This is a genomic window from Castellaniella defragrans 65Phen (assembly GCF_000612685.1).
Taxonomy (GTDB): Bacteria; Pseudomonadota; Gammaproteobacteria; order Burkholderiales; family Burkholderiaceae_B; genus Castellaniella; species Castellaniella defragrans.
Window position 1 is genome coordinate 3,842,066 of sequence record NZ_HG916765.1, and the last position, 22,636, is coordinate 3,864,701.

20 protein-coding genes and 2 pseudogenes are annotated in these 22,636 nt (G+C 69.2%); 10 read left to right on the top strand and 12 right to left on the bottom strand.

Features of this window, described 5'->3' with window-relative positions:
• The first annotated feature begins 8 nt into the window (after window positions 1-8).
• From rpmA to proB, 3 genes are all read left to right on the top strand, one after another.
• Entirely contained in the window at window positions 9-269 is a 261-nt protein-coding gene (gene rpmA / locus BN940_RS17250) for a 50S ribosomal protein L27 (RefSeq protein ID WP_043685106.1), read from the top strand.
• 205 nt (window positions 270-474) lie between these two features.
• Complete coding sequence (gene obgE / locus BN940_RS17255) at window positions 475-1,644, top strand: GTPase ObgE (RefSeq protein ID WP_084330763.1); 1,170 nt, start codon at window positions 475-477, stop codon at window positions 1,642-1,644.
• A 67-nt stretch (window positions 1,645-1,711) separates the two neighbouring features.
• Window positions 1,712-2,869, top strand: a complete 1,158-nt coding sequence (proB, locus tag BN940_RS17260) for a glutamate 5-kinase (protein WP_043685108.1) — start codon at window positions 1,712-1,714, stop codon at window positions 2,867-2,869.
• A gap of 109 nt (window positions 2,870-2,978) precedes the next feature.
• Here the strand turns inward: proB and BN940_RS17265 are convergent, their stop codons facing one another.
• The gene (locus BN940_RS17265) at window positions 2,979-3,467 is read right to left on the bottom strand and encodes a winged helix-turn-helix transcriptional regulator (RefSeq protein WP_043685110.1); all 489 of its coding nucleotides are present in this window, start codon (window positions 3,465-3,467) and stop codon (window positions 2,979-2,981) included.
• A 270-nt stretch (window positions 3,468-3,737) separates the two neighbouring features.
• Between BN940_RS17265 and BN940_RS17270 the strand changes: the two genes are divergently transcribed.
• Window positions 3,738-4,988, top strand: coding sequence for a D-amino acid dehydrogenase (locus tag BN940_RS17270; RefSeq protein WP_043685113.1), 1,251 nt, complete (start codon window positions 3,738-3,740; stop codon window positions 4,986-4,988).
• A gap of 11 nt (window positions 4,989-4,999) precedes the next feature.
• Here BN940_RS17270 and BN940_RS18120 read toward each other — a convergent pair whose 3' ends face one another.
• Window positions 5,000-5,704 (bottom strand): helix-turn-helix domain-containing protein, encoded by a 705-nt coding sequence (locus tag BN940_RS18120; RefSeq protein WP_148305003.1) that lies wholly within the window; start codon window positions 5,702-5,704, stop codon window positions 5,000-5,002.
• Window positions 5,705-5,791: 87 nt separating this feature from the next.
• On the opposite strand from BN940_RS18120, the gene BN940_RS18125 reads away from it, so the two are divergent.
• Complete coding sequence (locus BN940_RS18125) at window positions 5,792-6,160, top strand: helix-turn-helix domain-containing protein (RefSeq protein ID WP_084330764.1); 369 nt, start codon at window positions 5,792-5,794, stop codon at window positions 6,158-6,160.
• Window positions 6,161-6,474: 314 nt separating this feature from the next.
• Complete coding sequence (gene thiC, locus BN940_RS17285; protein WP_043685116.1) at window positions 6,475-8,388, top strand: phosphomethylpyrimidine synthase ThiC; 1,914 nt, start codon at window positions 6,475-6,477, stop codon at window positions 8,386-8,388.
• A 57-nt stretch (window positions 8,389-8,445) separates the two neighbouring features.
• On the opposite strand, the gene BN940_RS17290 is transcribed toward thiC, so the two are convergent.
• The 5 genes from BN940_RS17290 to BN940_RS17310 all read right to left on the bottom strand — a co-directional run bounded on the left by BN940_RS17290 (window position 8,446) and on the right by BN940_RS17310 (window position 13,388).
• Window positions 8,446-9,102 (bottom strand): YiaD family glycine zipper/OmpA-like lipoprotein, encoded by a 657-nt coding sequence (locus BN940_RS17290; RefSeq protein ID WP_043685119.1) that lies wholly within the window; start codon window positions 9,100-9,102, stop codon window positions 8,446-8,448.
• A gap of 101 nt (window positions 9,103-9,203) precedes the next feature.
• The gene (locus BN940_RS17295) at window positions 9,204-9,944 is read right to left on the bottom strand and encodes an amino acid ABC transporter ATP-binding protein (protein WP_043685121.1); all 741 of its coding nucleotides are present in this window, start codon (window positions 9,942-9,944) and stop codon (window positions 9,204-9,206) included.
• 52 nt (window positions 9,945-9,996) lie between these two features.
• On the bottom strand, window positions 9,997-11,091 hold the full coding sequence (locus tag BN940_RS17300; protein ID WP_043685124.1) for an amino acid ABC transporter permease: 1,095 nt from the start codon (window positions 11,089-11,091) through the stop codon (window positions 9,997-9,999).
• Window positions 11,092-12,279 (bottom strand): amino acid ABC transporter permease, encoded by a 1,188-nt coding sequence (locus tag BN940_RS17305; RefSeq protein WP_043685127.1) that lies wholly within the window; start codon window positions 12,277-12,279, stop codon window positions 11,092-11,094. It abuts the gene before it with no gap.
• 92 nt (window positions 12,280-12,371) lie between these two features.
• Window positions 12,372-13,388 (bottom strand): amino acid ABC transporter substrate-binding protein, encoded by a 1,017-nt coding sequence (locus tag BN940_RS17310; RefSeq protein ID WP_043685130.1) that lies wholly within the window; start codon window positions 13,386-13,388, stop codon window positions 12,372-12,374.
• Window positions 13,389-13,589: 201 nt separating this feature from the next.
• On the opposite strand from BN940_RS17310, the gene BN940_RS17315 reads away from it, so the two are divergent.
• The 3 genes and pseudogenes from BN940_RS17315 to mutY all read left to right on the top strand — a co-directional run bounded on the left by BN940_RS17315 (window position 13,590) and on the right by mutY (window position 16,379).
• Entirely contained in the window at window positions 13,590-14,345 is a 756-nt protein-coding gene (locus BN940_RS17315) for a cell division ATP-binding protein FtsE (RefSeq protein WP_043685133.1), read from the top strand.
• A complete protein-coding gene (locus BN940_RS17320; protein ID WP_043685136.1) occupies window positions 14,342-15,250 on the top strand; it encodes a cell division protein FtsX in 909 nt (302 codons plus the stop codon). The genes BN940_RS17315 and BN940_RS17320 overlap by 4 nt, the downstream gene beginning before the upstream one ends.
• A pseudogene (gene mutY / locus BN940_RS17325) lies at window positions 15,250-16,379 on the top strand (A/G-specific adenine glycosylase). Before BN940_RS17320 ends, mutY begins: the two are co-directional and overlap by 1 nt.
• Window positions 16,380-16,383: 4 nt before the next feature.
• On the opposite strand, the gene rodA reads toward mutY, so the two are convergent.
• The 5 genes and pseudogenes from rodA to BN940_RS17350 all read right to left on the bottom strand — a co-directional run bounded on the left by rodA (window position 16,384) and on the right by BN940_RS17350 (window position 22,073).
• Window positions 16,384-17,526 (bottom strand): rod shape-determining protein RodA, encoded by a 1,143-nt coding sequence (rodA, locus tag BN940_RS17330; protein ID WP_043685139.1) that lies wholly within the window; start codon window positions 17,524-17,526, stop codon window positions 16,384-16,386.
• Window positions 17,527-17,715: 189 nt separating this feature from the next.
• Window positions 17,716-19,561 (bottom strand): annotated as a pseudogene (gene mrdA, locus BN940_RS18710) (penicillin-binding protein 2); the annotation flags it as partial.
• A gap of 15 nt (window positions 19,562-19,576) precedes the next feature.
• Window positions 19,577-20,140 (bottom strand): rod shape-determining protein MreD, encoded by a 564-nt coding sequence (mreD, locus tag BN940_RS17340; protein ID WP_084330765.1) that lies wholly within the window; start codon window positions 20,138-20,140, stop codon window positions 19,577-19,579.
• On the bottom strand, window positions 20,121-21,005 hold the full coding sequence (gene mreC / locus BN940_RS17345) for a rod shape-determining protein MreC (protein ID WP_043685146.1): 885 nt from the start codon (window positions 21,003-21,005) through the stop codon (window positions 20,121-20,123). The genes mreD and mreC overlap by 20 nt, the downstream gene beginning before the upstream one ends.
• 24 nt (window positions 21,006-21,029) lie before the next feature.
• Window positions 21,030-22,073: a rod shape-determining protein gene (locus BN940_RS17350; protein WP_043685149.1), complete on the bottom strand. Its 1,044-nt coding sequence runs from the start codon at window positions 22,071-22,073 to the stop codon at window positions 21,030-21,032.
• A 253-nt stretch (window positions 22,074-22,326) separates the two neighbouring features.
• Between BN940_RS17350 and gatC the strand changes: the two genes are divergently transcribed.
• Complete coding sequence (gene gatC, locus BN940_RS17355) at window positions 22,327-22,635, top strand: Asp-tRNA(Asn)/Glu-tRNA(Gln) amidotransferase subunit GatC (RefSeq protein ID WP_043685152.1); 309 nt, start codon at window positions 22,327-22,329, stop codon at window positions 22,633-22,635.
• Window position 22,636 lies beyond the last annotated feature (1 nt).

The window sequence follows — 22,636 nt, forward strand, 5'->3', positions numbered from 1 at the left end:
AGCTCATCATGGCACACAAAAAGGGCGGCGGCTCGACTCGCAACGGCCGCGATTCCGAATCGAAACGACTGGGCGTGAAGGTCTACGGCGGCCAGCAGATCTCGGCCGGCGGCATCATCGTCCGCCAGCGCGGCACCCAGTTCCACCCCGGCGTCAACGTCGGCATCGGCAAGGACCACACGCTGTATTCCCTGGTGGACGGCGTCGTGCAGTTCTCCATCAAGGGCGCGCAGAACAAGCGCACCGTCTCGGTGAACACGGCGAACTGATCGCCGCACGATCCGCAAAAGGCCCTGCTCTTCAGCAGGGTCTTTTCGTTTGGCGCCCCGCCCGGGCGGCACCTCCGGGCACTCCCCGACCGGCCCGGCAGCGGCGCCCGATTTTGACTAGAATGATTTCCGCAGGCCCCATGGCCCATCCGTCCCCGGACCGGGCATGCGCCGCGCGGGACGCCACCCCCTGGAACACCCCACCATGAAATTCGTAGACGAAGCCACCATCGAGGTCATCGCCGGCAAGGGCGGCAATGGCGTCGCCAGCTTCCGCCGGGAAAAATTCATTCCCATGGGCGGCCCCGACGGCGGCGACGGCGGCCGCGGGGGCTCCGTCCTGGCGGTGGCCGACCGCAACATCAACACCCTGATCGATTTCCGCTACGCCCGGCTGCACCGCGCGAAGAACGGCGAAAACGGCCGCGGCTCGGACCAGTACGGCGCGGGCGCGGCGGACATCGTCCTGCGCATGCCCGTGGGCACGGTGATCCACGACGCCGACAGCGGCGAGCAGCTCTTCGACCTGGACCACCACGGCATGCAGGTCACGCTGGCGGCCGGCGGCGCGGGCGGCCTGGGCAATCTGCACTTCAAGTCCAGCACCAACCGCGCGCCGCGCCAGTGCACGCCGGGCCGCGAGGGCGAGCAGCGCCGCCTGCGCCTGGAACTGAAGGTGCTGGCCGACGTGGGTCTGCTGGGCATGCCCAACGCGGGCAAGTCCACCCTGATCGCGCGCGTGTCCAACGCCCGCCCGAAGATCGCCGACTATCCCTTCACCACCCTGCACCCGAACCTGGGCGTGGTGCGCACCTCGCCGTCGCACAGCTTCGTCATCGCCGACATCCCCGGCCTGATCGAGGGCGCCTCGGAAGGCGCCGGCCTGGGCCACCTGTTCCTGCGCCACCTGAGCCGCACCCGCGTGCTGCTGCACCTGCTGGACGTGCATTCGCCCGATCCGGACGTCGACGCCTGCGCCCAGGCCGTGCACGACGCCCGGGCCATCGCGCGCGAACTCGAACGCTACAGCCCCGACCTGGCCGCCAAGCCGCGCTGGCTGGTGCTCAACAAGCTGGACATGGTCGAGGATCCCGCCGCCGTCCAGGACCGCATCTGCCGCGAACTCGGCTGGACCGGTCCGGTCTTCGGCATCTCCGCGCTCACCGGCGCGGGCACCCAGGCCCTGACCGGGGCGCTGCAGTCCTGGCTGGACGAACAGCGGCGCAGCGCCCACGCCCACGACGAGGATCCCCGCTTCGCGCGCGGCGAACCGCAGGCGGACCCGGACGGGGATCCGGACGCGGCCCCAGGCGCCGTCCCGGCCCCGGACGCGCCGGACGCCGGAGAGCCGGACGACCCCCGTTTCAGGCGCTGAACCCGCCAAGCCCGCCGAATCCGCTGAGCCTTCCACCCGAACCGCCCGCTTCGCCCCGCCCGCCATCATGACTCGTCCGGATCCTTCCCCCTCCGTCGCCCGGGACGCGCAACGCCTCGTCCTGAAAGTCGGCTCCTCCCTGGTCACCAACGAAGGCCGGGGCATCGACCTGGAAGCCGTCGCCCAATGGGCCGAGCAGATCGCCGGCCTGCACGCCGCGGGCCGGCAGCTGGTGCTGGTGTCCAGCGGCGCCATCGCCGAAGGCATGGCACGCCTGGGCTGGCCCCGCCGGCCCAAGCTCATGTCCGAGCTGCAGGCGGCGGCGGCCGTGGGCCAGATGGGCCTGATCCAGGCCTACGAGGCCGCCTTCGGCCGCCACGGCGTGCGCACCGCCCAGATCCTGCTGACGCACGAGGACCTGGCCGACCGGCGCCGCTACCTGAACGCGCGCAGCACGCTGAACACCCTGCTGGCCCTGGGCGTGGTGCCCATCGTCAACGAGAACGACACGGTCGTCACCGACGAGATCCGCGTGGGGGACAACGACACCCTGGGCGCCCTGGTGACCAACCTGATCGAAGCCGACGTGCTGATCATCCTGACCGACCAGTCCGGCCTGTACAGCGCCGATCCGCGCAAGCATCCGGACGCGCGCTTCATCCACCGAGGCCAGGCCGGCGACCCGGCCCTGGAAGCCATGGCGGGCGGCTCGGGCAGCGCCATCGGCACCGGCGGCATGCTGACCAAGGTCCTGGCCGCGCGGCGCGCGGCCAACAGCGGCGGCCACACCATCATCGCCTCCGGCCGCGAGCCCGCCGTGCTGCAGCGCCTGGCCTCGGGCGAGCCGATCGGCACCGAACTGCGCGCCGTCCTGCCGGTGCGCTCGGCGCGGCAGCGCTGGATGGCCAACCACCTGCGCTTGCGCGGGCGCGTCACCCTGGACGCCGGCGCCGTGCGCGCGCTGACCCAGGGCCACCGCAGCCTGCTGCCCATCGGCGTGATCGCCGTCGAGGGCGAATTCGAGCGCGGCGACGTGGTGGCCTGCGTGGACGAGCACGGCGTGGAATGCGGCCGCGGCCTGATCAATTATTCGTCGGCCGACACGGCGCGCATCCTGCGCCAGCCCAGCGCCCGCATCGCGGAGATCCTGGGCCATCTATCGGACCCGGAACTGATGCACCGCGACAACATGGTCGTCGCGCGGATGAGGCGGGACATAGGATAGTCCCCGCGGACCATCCTATGCCGGACGAATCGGAGCGTCTGACAAGGCGCGGCGTGGGGAGCCGTTACGATTGAAGACAATCGGTGCCTGCGACGCTCACCGGGCCTGTCTAGCGCTGCGCCGGGATGAACTGGGTCTCCTTGACCTCCTCCATCACCACGCAGCTCTTGGTCTGAGTCACCCCCGGCAGGCGCAGCAGGATGTCGCCCAGCAGGCTGCGGTACTGGCTGATTTCCTTGATCCGGGCCTTGACCATGTAGTCGAAATCCCCGGACACCAGGTGGCATTCGAGCACCTGCGGCACGCACAGCACCTCGCGGCGGAATTCCTCGAAGGTGCGCCCGGACTTGCTGGACATGCTGATTTCCACGAACACCAGCAGGCCGGCGTCCAGGGCGGCCGGCGACACCCGGGCATGGTAGCCCGTGATCACGCCGTCGCGCTCCAGGCGGCGCACCCGTTCGATGCAGGGCGTCACCGTCAGCCCCACCGCGTCGGCCAGTTCCGTCATCGACAGGCGGCCGTTCTGCTGCAGCAGGTCCAGGATGCGGCGGTCGATCTTGTCCAGGGCATGGACGGATTCCTTCTGTACGCGCATGATCGTTCTCCAATTCACGGCCTTCGCAGGCCCGCGGCCGGCGCCCGCAACCACGGACGCGGGCGGGAAACCGGCCCGGAAATGGCCCGGAAATGGCCCGAAGCGGGCACCCTACGCGGGTACGATGCGGCGCACCAGGATTTTGTCCTGCACGGCCACGCCGGAACCCGCGACCACCTCTATGTTTTCATGAAAACCTCATTTTTTCATAAAAATTTATCTGGGTATATTGCCTATCATCATGAAAAATTAATCCACTGAGGGTGCATCATGAAGGTTCTGGTTCTAGGGGCGGGCGTCGTGGGCGTCACGAGCGCCTACTACCTGGCCCGCCAAGGGCACGAAGTCACCGTGATCGACCGCGAGACCGGCACGGCGGAGGAAACCAGCTTCGGCAACGCCGGCCAGCTGTCCTTCGGCTATTCCTCGCCCTGGGCCGCGCCCGGCATTCCGCTGAAGGCGTTCAAATGGCTGTTCACGCCGCATGCGCCGCTGACGATCCGGCCCGACGGCAGCCTGTTCCAGCTGCGCTGGATGCTGGACATGTGGCGCAACTGCACGCCGGCCCGCTACGCCGCCAACAAGGACCGCATGCTGCGCCTGTCGGCCTACAGCCGCCAGTGCCTGCACGCGCTGCAGGCCGACACCGGCATCCAGTTCGAGGGCCGGCGCCAGGGCACGCTGCAGGTCTTCCGCACCCAGAAGCAGATGGACGACGCCCAGCGCGACGTCCAGGCCCTGAGCGAGGCCGGCATCGCCCACGAACTGATCGAGGGCGACCGCCTGGCCCAGTACGAGCCCGCGCTGGCCCAGGTGCGCCACAAGCTGGCCGGCGGCCTGCGCACGCCGGACGACGAGACCGGCGACTGCCGCCTGTTCACCCAGGCCCTGACGCGGCTGGCCGAGGCCGAAGGCGTGCGCTTCCGCTACGGCGAGACCATCCAGGCCCTGCAGACGGCGGGCGACCGCGTCACGGGCGTGCAATGCGCCTCCGGCCTGGAGCGGGCGGACGCCTACGTGGTCGCGCTGGGCTCCTATTCGCCCCTGCTGCTGCGCGGCGTGGTGGACATCCCCGTCTACCCCATGAAGGGCTATTCCATCACCGTGGACATCGCCGATCCGGAACGGGCGCCGGTGTCCACCCTGCTGGACGAGACCTACAAGATCGCCCTGACCCGCTTCGACCGGCGCATCCGCGTCGGCGGCATGGCCGAGGTCGTGGGCTACGACACGGCCCTGGACCCGCGCCGCCAGCGCACCCTGGAAATGGTGCTGAACGACCTGTTCCCGGGCAGCTACGTCCCGGGCGACTTGAACTTCTGGACCGGGCTGCGTCCCAAGACGCCCGACAGCACCCCCATCGTGGGGCCCACCCGGCTGGGCAACCTGTTCCTGAACACCGGCCACGGCACGCTGGGCTGGACCATGTCCTGCGGCAGCGGCCGGCTGATCGCGGACATCGTGTCGGGCAAGCCGACCGACATCCGCCACGACGACCTGGGCGTCCAGCGCTACCGCTGAACGGCGCCGGCTCAGATTTCCCAGACGTAGCCGTAGCCGCGCAGGGATTCCACCGGCGGCACCATGCCGGCCCGTTGCCCCCGCCAGCGCAGCCGGCTGATGACGCCGCGCGGCTTGGGATCGTGCGGCCGGCGGCCGTAGGCATGCCGCCAGCCCTGGAGCAGGGCCTGGTTCAGCATGGCGTGGCTGGCGATGTGGCCGGGCGCCTCGAACAGGCAGACCAGGATCGCGCGCTCGGAGACGGTCAGGCGCAGCGACGTGCCGTCGCGGTGGCGCAGGCACCAGCCCTGGTCCTCCAGGCTCCACGGCCCGATGTCGTGCGTCGTGCCCGCCGCGGGGCCCGCGGCACGGTCCATGCGGCGCAGGCGCAGGGCGCGCAGCACGGCGGCCAGCAAGGCGGGCGGATCGCCCTGCCGCATGACCCAGTCCACCCCGACCCGCAGCAGCGCCGTCAGTTCGCCCCGGCGCGCGGGACCCATGACGGCCACCACGTCCAGCGGCAGGCCCATGTCGCGCGCCAGCCGGGCCACGCGACAGTTGGCGGCCGCGTCCGCCATCAGCAGCACGGCGTCGCACGGCTGCATGCCGGCCCGGATCGCCTTCCGGTCGGCGGCGTCGATGGAACCGCAGCGCCGCACCTCGCAGCCCTCGGCCCGCAGATACTGAAGATCGGCATTGTCTTCCGGCGCCAATGCCCAAACCTGGCGGCCTTGCATGTCAGCTCCTTGCCACTTCCGTGAAATATTACAAATGTATTATTCCATGAACACCAATGTGATTGAGCTTTTTAGTCCAATGCATGAGTGGAAACCTTCGCTGAACGGCTCCGGCATGCCCGGCTCTTGCGCGGCCTGTCGCAGGAGACTTTGGCACGCGCCTGCGGCCTGTCGCAAAGCGCCATCTCCAGCTACGAGAACGGCACCCGCCAATCGCCCAAGAAGCTGCTGAACCTGGCCCAGATCCTGGAAGTGGACATCTACTGGCTGAGCCGGGGCCTGGGCGACATGGCGCCGGCTCCCGGCGCGGCGGCCTCCGTGGCCGAAGGCGCCTGGCCCTTTCCCTCGATCGATCCCCGGCAATTCTGGACCCTGACCCGCAAGGACCGCCTGGTCGTGGAAAGCGCCGTCAGCGCCCTGATCGACAGCCTGCTGATTTCGGGAAAAGAAGAGTAATCCCGCCTCGTGGCCTGCAGGCCACTCGGATTCGCCAGGCGCAGACCAGTCCTCAAGGGACTGCCCTGCGTCCGGGCTCATCCCCACGCCGCGCAGGCGGTATACTCCACTCCACGCAGGGGTACTCGCCGGCCTGGCCGGCGTGTTGAGAGAAACCCTTCGTACCAGTACGGATAATGCCGATGCTGGGAGCGTGCGCGGTTTCTTCACCGGTTCCATCCATCGATTTCCGGAACCCTTCCCTCCGGAACGCGCTTCCCCCCTCCCCGACTCGGCTCCATTTCCGAATCCTTTTTCGTACCTGGAGCTACATCTTGAACGCCAATCCGCAATTCCTGGCCGCCCGCGCCACCGTCGACCTGGCCGCGATCGAACCGCTGCCGCAGTCCCGCAAGATCTACGAGACCGGGTCCCGGCCCGACATCCGCGTGCCCTTCCGAGAAATCCGGCAGGACGACACGCCCGGCCTGTTCGGCGGCGAGCCCAATCCGCCCCTGACGGTCTACGACACCAGCGGCCCGTACACCGATCCCGACGTCGCCATCGACATCCGCAAGGGCCTGCCCGCCCCGCGCCTGCCCTGGATCCTGGAGCGCGGCGACACCGAGGCGCTGCCAGGCCTCACCAGCCAGTACGGCCGCGCCCGGCTGTCCGACCCGGAACTGGACGCGCTGCGCTTCGACCTGCAGCGGCCCCCGCGGCGCGCCCGCGCCGGTGCGAACGTGACCCAGATGCACTACGCCCGCCGGGGCATCGTCACGCCCGAGATGGAATTCGTGGCGATCCGCGAAAACCTGCGCCGCGAGCAGTACGTCGAGTCGCTGCGCGGGAGCGGCCCCGAAGGCGCCCGCCTGGCCGAGCGCCTGACCCGCCAGCACCCCGGGCAGTCCTTCGGCGCCGCCATCCCCGAACGCATCACGCCCGAATTCGTGCGCGACGAAGTCGCCCGCGGCCGCGCCATCATCCCGGCCAACATCAACCACCCGGAAGCCGAGCCCATGGCCATCGGCCGCAACTTCCTGGTCAAGGTCAACGCCAACATCGGCAATTCCGCCATCCGCTCGGACATCAGCGAGGAAGTCGAGAAGATGACCTGGGCGATCCGCTGGGGCGGCGACACGGTGATGGACCTGTCCACCGGCAAGCACATCCACGAAACGCGCGAATGGATCATCCGCAACTCGCCGGTGCCCATCGGCACCGTGCCGATCTACCAGGCGCTGGAGAAGGTCGGCGGCGTCGCCGAGGAGCTGAACTGGGAGATCTTCCGCGACACGCTGATCGAGCAGGCCGAGCAGGGCGTGGACTACTTCACCATCCACGCGGGCGTGCGCCTGCCCTTCGTGCCGATGACGGCCAGCCGCATGACGGGCATCGTGTCGCGCGGCGGCTCGATCATGGCCAAGTGGTGTCTGGCGCACCACAAGGAAAGTTTCCTCTACGAGCGCTTCGAGGACATCTGCGAGATCATGAAGGCCTACGACGTCAGCTTCTCGCTGGGCGACGGGCTGCGTCCGGGCTCCGGCTACGACGCCAACGACGAGGCCCAGTTCGCCGAACTGCGCACGCTGGGCGAGCTGACCCAGGTGGCCTGGAAGCACGACGTGCAGGTGATGATCGAAGGGCCGGGCCACGTGCCCATGCAGATGATCCGCGAGAACATGGACCTGCAGCTCAAGCATTGCCACGAGGCGCCGTTCTACACCCTGGGCCCGCTGACCACGGACATCGCGCCGGGCTACGACCACATCACCTCGGGCATCGGCGCGGCGCTGATCGGCTGGTACGGCACGGCCATGCTGTGCTACGTGACGCCCAAGGAGCACCTGGGCCTGCCCAACAAGAAGGACGTGAAGGACGGCATCATCACCTACAAGATCGCCGCCCACGCGGCCGACCTGGCCAAGGGCCACCCGGGCGCGGCGATCCGCGACAACGCCCTGTCCAAGGCGCGCTTCGAGTTCCGCTGGGAGGACCAGTTCAACCTCGGCCTGGACCCGGACACGGCGCGCGCCTTCCACGACGAGACCCTGCCCAAGGACTCGATGAAGGTGGCGCACTTCTGCTCCATGTGCGGCCCGAAGTTCTGCAGCATGAAGATCTCGCAGGACGTGCGCGACTACGCCAGGGAAAACGGCCTGGACGAAGCCGCCGCCCTGGCCCAGGGCATGGCCGCGAAATCGGCCGAATTCATCAGCCAGGGGGCGGAGATCTACCAGAAGGCGTGAGGACTGCGCCAGGCACTGATCAGCCCGCAAGGGACTGGTCAGTGTCCCGCCCCCTCCCTATTTCACCGCGTACAGGAACAGTTCCACCCGGCGGTTCAGGGCGCGGCCTTCGGGGGTGCCGTTGTCGCCCACCGGGTTGGCGGCGCCGCGGCCCTCGGCCGTGAGCCGGCCGGCGGCGACGCCCTGGCCCGCCAGGTACTGCGTCACCGCGCCGGCCCGGCGCTGGGACAGCGGCACGTTGATGGCGTCGGTCCCGGTGGAGTCGGTGTGGCCGACCGCCTTGGCGCGCAGTTCGGGATGCTGGATCAGGGCCCGCGCCACGCTGTCCAGGACCGGCAGCAGCTCAGGCTTCAGCACGGCCTTGTTGGTGTCGAACGACACGTTGCTGGGAATGTTGACCTTCAGCGTGCCGTCGGGCATTTCGATGACGGCGATCCCCAGGCCGGATGCGCCGGACTTCTCGACGTCCTGCTTGACCGCCTTCCAGTTGTAGCCGACGACGCTGCCCACCACGGTGCCGATGCCGGCGCCGATCAGCGCGGCCTTGCCGCTGTCGCCGATCAGCACCCCCAGCCCCGCTCCCAGGGCGGCGCCCGCGCCGGCCCCGATCGCCGTGTTCTGGCCCTGGGGCGACATGTTGGCGCAGGCCGTCAAGAGCACCAGGCTGCCGATCGCCGCCGTGCGGGCGGTCCGTTGCGTTAGTGTGCGCATCATTCATTCTCCTTGTCGTGCGGACGTGGACGGCGGCGCGGGAAGCCTCGCCGGCCGTGCACGTCGATGATTCCCGAAAAGGCGGAATGCTTCAACCCCGGGGGTCAGTGCAGGATCTGGCTGAGGAACAGCCGGGTGCGCTCGTTCTTCGGGTGGTCGAAGAACTCGTCCGGCGCGTTTTCCTCGATGATCTCGCCGTGGTCCATGAAGATGACGCGGTCGGCGACCTTGCGCGCGAAGCCCATTTCGTGGGTCACGCACAGCATCGTCATGCCGGTTTCTTCGGCCAGCTCGACCATGACGTCCAGCACTTCCTTGACCATTTCCGGGTCCAGGGCGGAGGTGGGCTCGTCGAACAGCATGATCTTGGGGTTCATGCACAGGGACCGGGCGATGGCCACGCGCTGCTGCTGGCCGCCGGAGAGCTGGCCCGGGTATTTGCTGGCCTGGTCGGGGATGCGCACCCGTTCCAGGTATTTCATGGCGGTCGCCTCGGCCTCGGCCTTGGGGCGCTTGAGCACCCAGACCGGCCCCAGCGTCAGGTTCTCCAGCACGGTCATGTGGGGAAACAGGTTGAAGTGCTGGAACACCATGCCGACGTCGCGGCGGATGGCTTCGATCTGCTTGAGGTCGTTGGTGAGTTCGGTGCCGTCGACGATGATGCGGCCCTCCTGGTGTTCCTCCAGGCGGTTGATGCAGCGGATCATGGTGGACTTGCCCGACCCGGAAGGGCCGCAGATCACGATGCGCTCGCTGGGCGCGACGTCCAGGTTCAGGTCCTTCAGGACGTGGAACTGGCCGTACCACTTGTTGACGTTCTGCAGGCGGATGATGGGTTCCGACATGGGCGGAGGCTCCTGGGCGGCGGGACGGGGCCCGCCGGTGCATACGGGAAGATTAACGGTGCTGCCCCTGATCCAGCTGGCGTTCCAGCGACAGGCTGTAGCGCGAGATCGAGTAGCAGAAGACGAAGTAGATGGCCGAGATGAAGAGGTAGGATTCCGTGCTGAAGCCGCGCCAGACGGCGTCGGACACGGCCGCCTTGGCCGCCTGGGTCAGGTCGAAGATGCCGATGATCACCACCAGGGACGTGTCCTTGAACAGGGAGATGAAGATCCCCACCAGCGGCGGGATGACGATCTTCAGCGCCTGCGGCAGGATGATCTTGCGCATCTGCTGCCAGTAGCTCAGGCCGAGCGAATCGGCGCCCTCGTACTGGCCCTTGGGGATGGCCTGCAGGCCGCCGCGCACGGTCTCGGCCACGTAGGCCGCCGCGAACAGGATGATGGCGATCTGGGCGCGCAGCAGCTTGTCGATGGAAAAGCCTTCGGGCAGGAACAGCGGCAGCATCACCGAGGACATGAACAGCAGGCTGACCAGGGGCACCCCGCGGATCAGCTCGATGTAGATCACGCACACGGCCTTGACGCCCGGCATGTGCGAACGCCGCCCCAGGGCGAGCAGCAGCCCGAAGGGAAAGGCGAAGGCGATGCCGAAGGTGGACAGGATCAGCGTGAGCGGCAGGCCGCCCCACTTGGCGTTTTCCACGTAGGTGAGGCCCAGGACCCCGCCCCACATCAGCACGCCCACCGCCGTCAGGACGACGACCCAGATCAGCGCCAGGAACGGTTTCCAGAACCAGCGGATGCAGCTGCAGACGATCGCCGCCACCAGGATCACGGAGGCCAGCAGCGGGCGCCACTGCTCGTCGTAGGGATAGATGCCGAACAGGATCAGGCGGTGCTTCTCGCGCACGAAGGCCCAGCAGTAGCCGCCGGTCTCGCGGCACTGGGCCGCCGTCGTGGCGGCGAAATCGGGCTTCACGAACAGGTAGTCGATCAGGGCCGGAACCGCCAGCAGCAGGATCCACAGGGCCAGGATCGTCAGGATCGCATTCAGCGGCGAAGAGAACAGCCGGCTGCGCATCCAGCCGATCACGCCGGTGTCGGTGCGCGGCGGCAGGCGGTCGGTGCCAGGGAGTGTGCGGTCCATCTATCGCTCCACCAGCGCGATGCGCTTGTTGTACCAGTTCATGAAGATCGAGATCGACAGGCTGACCACCAGATAGGCCGCCATGATGATCATGATGCCCTCGATGGCCTGCCCGGTCTGGTTCAGGATGGTGTTGGTGACGGCCACGATGTCCGGATAGCCGATGGCCACGGCCAGGGAGCTGTTCTTGGTCAGGTTGAGGTACTGGCTGGTCATGGGCGGGATGATGACCCGCATGGCCTGCGGCAGGATCACCAGCCGCAGGGTGCGCGCCCGCGACAGGCCGATCGAGGAGGCGGCTTCCCATTGGCCCTGGTTGACGGCCTGGATGCCGGAACGCACGACCTCGCCCACGAAGGCCGAGGTGTAGGTCACCAGCCCCAGCAGCAGCGCCGAGAATTCCGGCGACATGTTCAGCCCGCCCTGGAAGTTGAAGCCCTTGAGTTCGGGCCGGTCCAGCTCCAGCGAGCCGCCGCTGATCCAGAAGGCCAGCAGGGGCACGGCGATCAGCAGGCCCAGCGCGGTCCGCCCCAGGGGGAATATCCTGCCGGTGGCGTCCTGGTGGCGGCGCGCCCAATGGGCCAGCAGCACGATCAGCACGATGGCCAGCGCCAGCCCGCCGAAGATCCAGTCCATGGCGTCGCCCTTGAGCCAGGGGATCTTGAAGCCGCGGTTGGAGATGAAGACGTCCGGCAGGGGCTGCAGCGCCTGCCGCGGGCCGGGCATGATCTCGGTGATGAGGGCATACCAGAAGAACAGCTGCAGCAGCAGCGGGATGTTGCGCATGACCTCGATGTAGAGGCCGGCCATGCGGGAGATCAGCCAGTTCTTCGACAGGCGGCTGATGCCCAGCAGCGTGCCGAACAGCGTGGCGGCGATCACGCCGATCACGGAGACCTTGAGGGTGTTCAGCAGGCCGACCACGACCGCGTGGCCGTAGGTGTCGGCGGGTGAATATTCCACCATCGATTCGCCGATGGCGAAGCCGGCTTCCTCGTGCAGGAAGGCGAAGCCGGTGGAGATGTTGCGCGCCGCCAGATTGTGCAGCGTGTTGGAAGCCAGGTACCACACGCCCAGGGCGACCAGACCCAGGATCAGGACCTGGTAGATCAGCGCGCGCGTGGCCGGATCGTTCCAGGACCAGCGCCGCTGCGGCGCCCTGGGTGCGCGGGGTGTCGTTTCAGTCATAGGATGCGGGCGATGAAGGCGGCAGGCGCCGCCGGAACCCGGCCGCCGGGAGAACCCCGGCGGCCGAAAGGACCGAAGACCGGATCAGGCGATCAGCGGATCGGCCAGGCGTACATCACGCCGCCCTTGGTCCACTGGGCGTTCAGGCCGCGTTCCAGCTTGAGCGGGGAGCCCATGCCGATGTTGCGCTCGAACGATTCGCCGTAGTTGCCCACCTGCTTGATGATGTTGTAGGCCCACTTCTTGTCCAGGCCCAGGCCCTTGCCCATGTCGCCGGACACGCCCAGGATGCGCTGGATGTTGGGGTTGGGGCTCTTGAGCATTTCGTCCAGGTTCTTGGAATCGATACCGTATTCCTCGGCTTCGACCATGGCGTTCAGCGCCCAGCGCACGACCATGAACCATTCGTCGTCGCCCTGGCGGACCATGGGGCCCAGGGGTTCCTTGGAGAAGTCTTCCGGCAGGATGACGTAGTCGTCCGGGGTGGCGGAGGACGCGCGCAGGCTGCCCAGCTGGGACTTGTCGCTGGTGACGACGTCGCAGCGGCCGGACTCGAAAGTGCGGAAGCCTTCTTCGGAGGTGTTGATCACGACCGGCTTGAAGTCGAGCTTGTGGGCGCGGAACCAGTCGGCCAGGTTCAGTTCGGTGGTGGTGCCCTGCAGCACGCAGACCGCGGCGCCGCCCAGTTCGGTGGCGCTCTTCACGCCCAGGCTCTTCTTGACCAGCACGCCCTGGCTGTCGTAGTAGTTGACCCCGGCGCTCATCAGGCCCAGCGTGGTGTCGCGGGTCATGGTGGCGGTGGTGTTGCGGGTGAGCACGTCGACCTCGCCGGACTGCAGGGCGGTGAAGCGCTGCTGGGTGGTGAGCGGGGTGGCCTTGAACTTGCTGGCGTCGCCGAACACCATCGCGGCCACGGCACGGCACATGTCGACGTCGATGCCCTTCCAGACGCCCTTGCTGTCGGCCTGGGAGAAGCCCGGCAGGCCGGCGTTCACGCCGCATTGCACGAAGCCGCGCGCCTTGACGGCATTGTAGGTTTCACCTGCCTGAGCGGTCGTGCCGGCGAACAGCAGCGCGGCGCTGACGGCTGCGAGTTTCATGAATTTCATAGTCATCCTTTCCCGATTGAGCAAGTGGCGTTGAACAACACGGAATACAATCTCGTGGAATTGGTCCGTCTGGCCTAGATCGTAGCCTGCGACGGCAGGCCTCAAACATGCGGGATATCCCTGCACCCGCCATGGCATCCGGGTTGCGCCATGCCGCGGGGAGCCCCTGGGCCCGGACCCGGATCGACCCGCAGGACACGCATGATCGAATTTCAGCACGTCTTCAAATCCTTCGGCCGGGGGCGCAACATCCTCGCCGACGTCAATTTCGGCATCGCGCCGGGGGAATTCGTGTTCGTCTCCGGCCCCTCGGGCGCGGGCAAGTCCACCCTGCTGAAGCTGGTCGGCGGACTGGAGCCCGCCAGCCGGGGCGCCGTCACGGTCAACGGCCACCGCATCGACCGCCTGTCGGCGCGCACGCTGCCCTACCTGCGCCGCACCGTGGGCCTGATCCTGCAGGACGCCCACCTGCTGTTCGACCGCAACGCCTTCGACAACGTCATGCTGCCGCTGGCCGTGCTGGGGCTGGACCGCGCCACGGCGGCGACCCGCGCCCGCGCCGCCATGGAAAAGGTCGGCCTGCGCGGCAAGGAAGACCTGTCGCCCATCGAGCTGTCCGGCGGCGAGCAGCAGCGCCTGGCCATCGCCCGCGCCATCGTGGGCCGGCCCGCCATCCTGATCGCCGACGAGCCCACCGCCAACCTGGACCACGACAGCGCCGTCCACATCATGGACGTGTTCCGCGACTTCAACCAGGTCGGCGTCACCACCCTGATCGCCTCGCACGACACCGCGCTCATGGCCCGCTACGCGCGGCGCACCCTGCGCATCGACGCCGGGCGCTTCGAGGACATCGCGGGGGTGCCGGGCCGGGTCGAGGGCGACCGAGGGGGCAGCATGAGCGCGAGCGATGCGAACGCGCCTGGCCGTCTCGACGGCAGCAGGGGGACGCCATGAATCGCTGGCTGAGACACCACCGCTACGCCCTGGCCGTGGCGCTGCGGCGCCTGCGCCTGCATCCCTTCTCGTCGCTGGCCAACATCGTGGTCATCGCCCTGATGCTGGCCGTGCCCATCCTGGGCGCCTCGGTCCTGCAGTCCAGCCAGCCGCTCGCCCGGCAGCTGGCGGTCGCGCCGGAACTGACCCTGTTCCTGAAGGCCGGCACGCCGCCCACGGCGCAGCAGGCTCTGCTGGCGCGCGTGCGCGAGGAGGCCGGCGCGCGGATCGCCCAGGCCCGGCTGATCCCGCGCGACCGGGCCATGGCCCAGCTGCGCGCCGACCCGACCTGGGCCCGCGCCCTGGACGCCCTGCCCGACAACCCCCTGCCCGACGCCCTCATCGTCACCCTGCGCGATTCCGCCGCCCCGGCGCGCGAGGCGGCCGACCTGGCGCAGGCCTGGCGCCAGTGGCCGGAGGTGGAGGAAATCCAGCTCGACAGCGAGTGGGTGCGGCGCCTGGAATCCCTGCTCTCCTTCGTGCGGATGGGCCTGGGCATGCTGGCCGGCGCGGTGGTCATCGTCGTGCTGGCGACCGTGTTCAACACCGTGCGCCTGCAGGCCCTGACCCAGCGCGAGGAAATCGCCGTCGCGCGGCTGGTGGGCGCCACCGAATCCTTCGTCCGGCGGCCCTTCCTGTACCTGGGCGCCCTGACGGGCCTGGCCGCGAGCCTGCTGGCGCTGCTGCTGGCGTGGCTCGCGCTGACGCCGCTGAACACGATCCTGGGCGGCTTCGCCCGCAGCTACGGCCTGGACTGGGCGATCCGCCTGCCGGCCGCCCCGGACCTGCTGCTGTCCGGCCTGCTGGTGGCCCTGCTGGGCGCCATCGCCGCGCGCCTGTCGGTCACGCGCCGCACCCGGTTCTGATGGCGCGCCGCACCGCCACGGCGCCGCGCCCGGACGCCTCCGTCCCGCCCGCCCGCCCCGCGGGCGCGTCGGCCGACGCCGCTTCCCGCATCGCCGCCTGGCAGCGCCGGGCCGGACGCCACGGACTGCCCTGGCAGCACACCCGCGATCCCTACCGCATCTGGCTGTCGGAAATCATGCTGCAGCAGACCCAGGCCGCCACCGTCGTCCCGTACTACGAGCGTTTCCTGGCCCTGTTCCCCACCGTCGTCGATCTGGCCGACGCGCCGCAGGACGCGGTGCTGCGGACCTGGGCCGGCCTGGGCTACTACGCCCGCGCGCGCAACCTGCACCGCTGCGCGCAGGCGCTGCGCGACGGGCACGGCGGCCGCTTTCCCGCCACCGCCGCCGAACTGGCGCGGCTGCCCGGCATCGGCCCTCGACCGCCGCCGCCATCGCCGCCTTCGCCTACGGCGAGCGCGCGCCGATCCTGGACGGCAACGTGCGCCGGGTGCTGGCGCGCTATTTCGCCATCGAGGGCGACCCCGCGGCGGCGCGCACGGCGCAGCGGCTCTGGGACCACGCGCGGGCGCTGCTCGACGCCGCGCCCGCCGGCCTGGACATGGCGGCCTACACCCAGGGCCAGATGGACCTGGGTGCCACGATCTGCACCCGCACGCGGCCCGATTGCGCGCGCTGTCCGCTCGCGCTGGACTGCCAGGCGCGGATCCAGGGCCGCCAGGACGAGCTGCCGACGCCGCGCACGCGCCGGGCGCAGCCGCTGCGCCACTGCTGGATGCTGATCGCGGAATGCGAGGGCCGCGTGCTGCTGGAGCGCCGGCCCGACGCGGGCATCTGGGGCGGCCTGTGGACCCTGCCGCAATTCGAGTCCGCCGAGGCGCTGGCCGCCGCCCGCGACGCGCTGCCCGCCGGCGAGGCGCCGCAGGCGCTGGCCGCGTTCGACCACGTGTTCACGCACTTCCGGCTGCGCATCCAGCCCTGCCGGCTGCGGCTGGCGGGCGCCGCACCCGCGCCGGACGGCGCGGACCGGGCCTGGGCGCCCCTGGCGGAACTGGATGCCTACGGCATGCCGGCGCCGGTCGCGCGGCTGCTGGCCGGGCTGTACGCGGACACGCCGCTGCCGCGCTGACCGCTCAGGGATCCGGGCGCGGCTGGTGCGCGCCGATGCTCATCAGCAGGCCGCAGGCCACGCCCAGCGTCATCAGCGCCGTGCCGCCGTAGCTCATGAAGGGCAGCGGCACCCCCACCACCGGCAGCACTCCGGTCACCATGCCGATGTTCACGAAGACGTAGACGAACATCATCATGGACATGGCGCCGGCCAGCAGCCGCCCGAACTGCGTGGGCGCCCGCACGGTGATGGTCAGGCCGCGCAGCACCAGCAGCGTGTACAGGATGAGCAGGGCCACCCCGCCGTACAGGCCGAATTCCTCGGCGAACACGGCGAAGATGAAGTCCGTGGTCCGCTCGGGGATGAAGTCCAGGTGCGTCTGGGTGCCCTGCATGTAGCCCTTGCCATAGAGGCCGCCCGAGCCCACCGCGATCATGGACTGGATGGTGTGGAAGCCCTTGCCCAGCGGGTCCGAGCCCGGATTGAGCAGCACGCAGACGCGGTATTTCTGGTAGTCGTGCAGCACCACCCAGTCCACCTCCGGCTGGCAGATCTGGTCCTCGTAGGCCACCAGCGTCCCGAGCGCCAGCGTGACCGCCAGCACCGCCGGGATCAGCAGCTTGAACGACAGGCCGGCGAAATAGATGACGCAGAAGCCCGAGGCCAGCACCAGCAGCGCCGTGCCCAGGTCCGGCTGCTCGATGATGAGCCCCGCCGGCACCAGCAGCAGCACGCCGGCCACGAGGAAGTCCAGGATGCGGAAGCGGTTGGCCGACTGGCGCTGGAAATACCAGGCCAGCATCAGCGGCACGGCGATCTTCATCATCTCCGAGGGCTGGATGCGCACGAAGCCCAGGTTCAGCCAGCGGGTCGCGCCCTTGCTGGTCTCGCCGAACAGCATGACCGCCACCAGCAGCCCCACCCCGAGCGCATAGAACAGCGGCGCCGAGCGCATGATCCAGGCCGGGCGCATCAGCGCGACGGCCCACATGGCCGCGAACGCCAGCATGAAGTTGCGCAGCTGGTCGGCGAAGCGCCAGTCGGTGTTGCCCACCGCCGAATGCATGGTGGCCATGCCGACCAGGCCCATGACGGCCAGCAGGGCGAGCATCGGCCAGTCCAGCACGGCGAACATGCGGCGCACCGCCAGCACGATCAGTTTCATGGGTTTTCCTCCTGGGCGCCGTCCTCGGGCGCCGAGGCCTCGTCGGGCAGGGGCGCGGGCTCGGGCGCCTCCTCGTCGTCGGGGCCGGCTGCGCGTCGGGCCGTCCCGGCGCGGCCGCCGGCAGCGGGCCCGCCTGGGCGGCCCGCGCGGCCTGTTCCGCCCGCAGGCGTTCGCCGCGCTGCGCCACGCGGGCCGGATCCAGCCAGTAATCGAACACCGTCCGGGCGATCGGCGCGGCCACCGAGGCGCCCCAGCCGCCGTTTTCCACGATCAGGGCCACCGCGATCTGGGGGTCCTCGACCGGCGCGTAGGCCATGAACAGCGCGTGGTCGCGCAGGCGCTCGTCGACCGCCTGCGCCTTGTACTTGGCGCCGCGCAGGCTGTAGACCTGGGCCGTGCCGGTCTTGCCGGCCGCCTGGTAGGCCGCGCCCTCGAAGGCGCGCCGCGCCGTGCCCTTGCGCACCACGTCCACCATGGCCTCGCGGATCACGCGCAGGTTGTCCGGTTTCAGGTCGATGGTGTATTGCGGCCCGACCACGGGATAGCTGAAGCGCCCGGTGAGCGGATCGATGATCCGGCGCACCAGGTGCGGCTTCATGTAGACGCCGTCGTTGGCCAGCACCGAGGTCGCCTGCGCCAGCTGCAGCAGGGTGAAGGCGTTGTAGCCCTGCCCCACGGTGACGGACACGGTCTCGCCGCGGTACCAGTGCTGCTGCTCGGGCTTCTTGTAGGTCTTGCGCTTCCAGGCGCGCGAAGGCAGCACGCCGCGGCGCTCGCCGTCCAGGTCGATGCCGGTGATCTGGCCGAAGCCGAACCGCCCGGTGAAGTCGTGCAGGGCGTCCACGTCCATCTGCGCGCCCAGCGAGAAGAAGTAGGTGTCGGAGGACACGACGATGGCCCGGTGCATGTCGGTCGGGCCGTAGGCCGCGCCGCCGGCGTTGCGGAACTTCTGCCCGGCCAGCTCGAAGTAGCCGGGGTCGGGGATCAGTTCCCGCGCCGAGCGCAGGCCCATTTCCAGGGCGGCCAGGCCGACGAAGGGCTTGTAGGTCGAGCCGATGGGATAGGTGCCGTACAGCGGCCGGTTGATGAGCGGATGGTCGGGCGATTCGTTCAGCTTGCGCCAGTTCTCCACGTCGATGCCGTCCACGAACAGGTTCGGGTCGAAGGACGGCGAGGACACGAAGGCCAGGATCTCGCCCGTATGCGGCTGGATGGCGACCAGCGCGCCGCGCCGGCCCTCGAACTGGGCCTCGGCCAGCTGCTGCAGGCCGATGTCCAGGGACAGTTCCAGGTTGGCGCCGGGCACCGGGTCGGTGCGGCTCAGTTCGCGCACCGGCCGCCCGCCCGCCGTGACTTCGAGTTCCTCGACCCCGGTGCGGCCGTGCAGGGCCTTTTCCCAGGTCTTCTCGACGCCCTTCTTGCCGATGACCAGCGTGCCCCGGTAGTTGCCGAGCTGGCCGGATTCATCCAGCTCCTGCTGGTCCTCCTCGGAGATGCGGCCGACGAAGCCCAGCACGTGCGCGGCCGATTCGTGCATAGGGTAGGAGCGCACCCAGCGCGCCTCCAGGCTGACGCCGGGAAAGCGGTAGGCGTGGACGGCGAACCAGGACGCCTCGATGTCGTTGAGGTTGTTGCGCAGCAGGACCGGCGCGTAGCGGCCGCTCTGCTGGTACAGGCGCATGAACTTGCGCCGGTCGCCCTCGCTCAGGTAGACCAGCTCGCCGAGGCGGTCGAGCACGTCGTTGATGTCGCCCCGGATCTGGGCGCGCGTCACCGTCAGCGTGTAGTCGCGCAGGTTCTGCGCGAGCACCGCGCCGTTGCGGTCGGCGATCTGCCCGCGCCGGGGCGGCACGGGCACGATGGTGATGCGGTTCTGCTCGGCGCGCGCCGACAGGGTGTCGTAGCGCACGACCTGCAGGTACCACAGGCGCCCGGCCAGCAGCAGCAGGCAGACCAGGGCGAACAGCCCCGCGACCCACGCGCGCAGCAGCACCGTCTGCCGCTGGCGGTGGCCGGTCTTGCGGAACTCGAACATGCCGCCCCCCGGCCGTCAGACCGGCCCCGCGCCATCGCCGCCCAGGCGGCGCGGGTGCAGGGACATGAGGATGTCGGGCAGGGGCCACAGCGCCCCGGTGAACAAGGCCGACCAGAGCCATTCCCAGCCTTCCCAGGCGCCGTTCAGCCAGGCGCCCAGCAGGCTGGAGACCGTGCAGGCGGCCACGAACACCGGCAGGATCTGGAGGGCCTGCAGCCAGGTGTTGAAGTGCCGCAGCCGCGGGCTCAGCCGCAGCACGCCGTAGGCGGCCAGCACGTAGCACAGGGCGTGCAGGCCGAGCAGGCCGGCGTCCTGGACATCCATCAGCAGGCCGAAGACGAAGGCCGTCGTCAGCCCCACGCGGGTGGGCGCGTGCAGGCACCAGTAGAGCAGCAGCAGCAGCAGCACGTCGGGCACCGGTTGCCAGAGCCGCCAGGGCAGCAGCGAGGCCACCCACACCAGGATCAGCGAGCCCCACACCAGCCAGCCGGAGGCGGCGCTCTGGAACGCGCCGGCGTCCACCGGCTGCAGGTCCATCAGGGAGGAACCGCCCGTGCGCCTATTGCTGCTCGAGGGCATGCTCGATCTCCTCCGGGCGGGGCACGTCGTCCACGTCCACGCGCAGGACCAGGAAATGGCGGTAGCGCTCGGGATGCGACAGCGGCTCGGCGATCGCCATGGCGAAGCCGGTGCCCGGATCGCGCTCGACCCTTTCGATGCGGCCGACCGACAGGCCCGAGGGGAACAGGCCGCCGATGCCGCTGGTCACCAGCACGTCGCCCACGCGCACGTCCACGCCGGCCGACAGGTAGCGGACTTCGAGCTTGCCGACCTCGTTGCCGCCGAACGCGATCAGCCGCAGCCCGTTGCGCAGCACCTGGACGGGGATGGACACCTGGTCGTCGATCAGCAGGGCGGCCTCGGAGGTGAAGGGCGTGACGCGCACGATCTGGCCCACGACCCCGCCCTCGTCGATCACCGGCATGCCCGGGGCGATGCCGGCGCGCGAGCCCTTGTTGAAGATCAGTCGATGGCTGAAGGCATTGGAGGGCACGTAGAAGACCTCGACCGCCACGGACTGCTGGGCGATGGATTCGGACACGTTGAGCAGGCGGCGCAGCTGTTCGTTTTCGGTGGCCAGCTGGGCCGCGTGGGTCGAGAGCTGGGCCATTTCGATGCGCTGGCGGCGCAGGGCTTCCTGTTCGTCGCGCGCCAGCGCGGCCGCCTGCGACCAGCTGTCGAAATATTCCAGCGCGTCGCGCGGCGCCAGGGCGATGCGCTGGAAGGGATAGAGGACCATGGACAGGCCGCTGCGCACCGGCCCCAGCACGGACCAGTGCGCGTCGGTCACGACCATCCCGAGACACAGGGCCAGCAGCAGGACCAGCCGGACTTCGATGCTGGGACCGCGCTTGAAGAGTCTCAGGGTTCCAGGTTCATGCATGACGAGGAACGCCCGGCCGGCCGATCAGTCGTAGATGAACACCCCGCCCAGGCGCTCGAGATGTTCGAGCGCCTCGCCGCAGCCGCGCACCACGCAGGTGAGCGGGTCTTCGGCGACCACCACGGGCAGGCCGGTTTCTTCCTGGAGCAGGCGGTCCAGGTCGTGCAGCAGCGCGCCGCCGCCGGTCAGGGCGATACCCTTGTCGGTGATGTCGGCGCCCAGTTCGGGCGGGGTCTGCTCCAGAGCCGTCTTCACCGCCGACACGATCTGGTTGAGCGGATCGGTCAGGGATTCGAGGATTTCGTTGGAGGACACCGTAAAGCTGCGCGGCACGCCTTCGGACAGGTTGCGGCCCTTGACTTCGATTTCGCGGATCTCGGAGCCGGGGAAGGCCGAGCCGATTTCCTTTTTGATCAGTTCGGCGGTGGGCTCGCCGATCAGCATGCCGTAGTTGCGGCGGATGTAGTTGATGATGGCTTCGTCGAACTTGTCGCCGCCGACGCGCACCGAGCCTTTATAGACCATGCCGCCCAGGGAGATCACGGCGACCTCGGTGGTGCCGCCGCCGATGTCCACCACCATCGAACCGCTGGCGTCGGACACCGCCAGGCCGGCGCCGATCGCGGCGGCCATGGGTTCCTCGATCAGGTAGACCTGGCTGGCGCCGGCGCCCAGGGCGGATTCGCGGATGGCGCGGCGCTCGACCTGGGTGGAGCCGCAGGGCACGCAGACGATGATGCGCGGGCTGGGGGCCAGCATGCTGCGCGGATGCACCATGCGGATGAACTGCTTGAGCATCTGCTCGGTCACGGTGAAGTCGGCGATCACGCCGTCCTTCATGGGGCGGATGGCTTCGATGTTGCCGGGGACCCGGCCCAGCATCTGCTTGGCCTCGTGGCCGACCGCCTGGATGATTTTCTTGCCGTTGGGGCCGCCATCATGGCGGATGGCGACGACCGAGGGTTCATCGAGCACGATGCCCTTGCTGCGGACATAGATCAGCGTATTCGCCGTGCCGAGGTCGATCGCCATGTCGCTGGAAAAGTAGCTGCGTAGGAATCCGAACATGGGCGCACTAATAAAAGGGGGGTGTCTGGTGTGGATCCGCGCGAGCGACCCGGTGCCGACTGTACCAAGACCGCCAGGACGGCGGCGCAGGCCGGGCAAACCGCATGGAATCAGCAATGATAACTTATAATCCCCTACGGCTAGACGCGGATCAGAGGGGAATGTTTTGCAAAATCCCCGCTTTTCGCTACTCCGGTCACATCCGCACACACTCAATCCGGCCGCCCCCGCGGCGGCCCCTCGGCACGACGACATGGCACTCACCGAACAGGACATCGCCCGGCTGGCACGGCTCTCCGGCCTGCGGCTGGATTCCAACGACCAGATCCGCGCCCGCCAGGAGCTGGACCGCATCCTGGGGCTGATCGAAGAGCTGCAGGCCGTGGACACGGCCGGCGTCGAGCCCATGGCCCATCCGCTGGCCGCCCACCAGGACATCGCCCTGCGCCTGTGCGACGACGCGCCCGAGCCGGCCCAGACGCCCGAGCAGCGCGACGCGTGCATGGCCAACGCCCCCGCCGCCCACCAGGGCCTGTTCCTCGTGCCCACCGTCATCGAATGAT

Coding starts and splice junctions, on each gene's coding strand:
- rpmA (WP_043685106.1), top strand. CDS start 9: ATGGCACACAAAAAGGGCGGCGGCTCGACTCGCAACGGCCGCGATTCC.
- obgE (WP_084330763.1), top strand. CDS start 475: ATGAAATTCGTAGACGAAGCCACCATCGAGGTCATCGCCGGCAAGGGC.
- proB (WP_043685108.1), top strand. CDS start 1,712: ATGACTCGTCCGGATCCTTCCCCCTCCGTCGCCCGGGACGCGCAACGC.
- BN940_RS17265 (WP_043685110.1), bottom strand. CDS start 3,467: ATGCGCGTACAGAAGGAATCCGTCCATGCCCTGGACAAGATCGACCGC.
- BN940_RS17270 (WP_043685113.1), top strand. CDS start 3,738: ATGAAGGTTCTGGTTCTAGGGGCGGGCGTCGTGGGCGTCACGAGCGCC.
- BN940_RS18120 (WP_148305003.1), bottom strand. CDS start 5,704: ATGCAAGGCCGCCAGGTTTGGGCATTGGCGCCGGAAGACAATGCCGAT.
- BN940_RS17290 (WP_043685119.1), bottom strand. CDS start 9,102: ATGATGCGCACACTAACGCAACGGACCGCCCGCACGGCGGCGATCGGC.
- BN940_RS17295 (WP_043685121.1), bottom strand. CDS start 9,944: ATGTCGGAACCCATCATCCGCCTGCAGAACGTCAACAAGTGGTACGGC.
- BN940_RS17300 (WP_043685124.1), bottom strand. CDS start 11,091: ATGGACCGCACACTCCCTGGCACCGACCGCCTGCCGCCGCGCACCGAC.
- BN940_RS17305 (WP_043685127.1), bottom strand. CDS start 12,279: ATGACTGAAACGACACCCCGCGCACCCAGGGCGCCGCAGCGGCGCTGG.
- BN940_RS17310 (WP_043685130.1), bottom strand. CDS start 13,388: ATGAAATTCATGAAACTCGCAGCCGTCAGCGCCGCGCTGCTGTTCGCC.
- BN940_RS17315 (WP_043685133.1), top strand. CDS start 13,590: ATGATCGAATTTCAGCACGTCTTCAAATCCTTCGGCCGGGGGCGCAAC.
- BN940_RS17320 (WP_043685136.1), top strand. CDS start 14,342: ATGAATCGCTGGCTGAGACACCACCGCTACGCCCTGGCCGTGGCGCTG.
- rodA (WP_043685139.1), bottom strand. CDS start 17,526: ATGAAACTGATCGTGCTGGCGGTGCGCCGCATGTTCGCCGTGCTGGAC.
- mreD (WP_084330765.1), bottom strand. CDS start 20,140: ATGCCCTCGAGCAGCAATAGGCGCACGGGCGGTTCCTCCCTGATGGAC.
- mreC (WP_043685146.1), bottom strand. CDS start 21,005: ATGCATGAACCTGGAACCCTGAGACTCTTCAAGCGCGGTCCCAGCATC.
- BN940_RS17350 (WP_043685149.1), bottom strand. CDS start 22,073: ATGTTCGGATTCCTACGCAGCTACTTTTCCAGCGACATGGCGATCGAC.
- gatC (WP_043685152.1), top strand. CDS start 22,327: ATGGCACTCACCGAACAGGACATCGCCCGGCTGGCACGGCTCTCCGGC.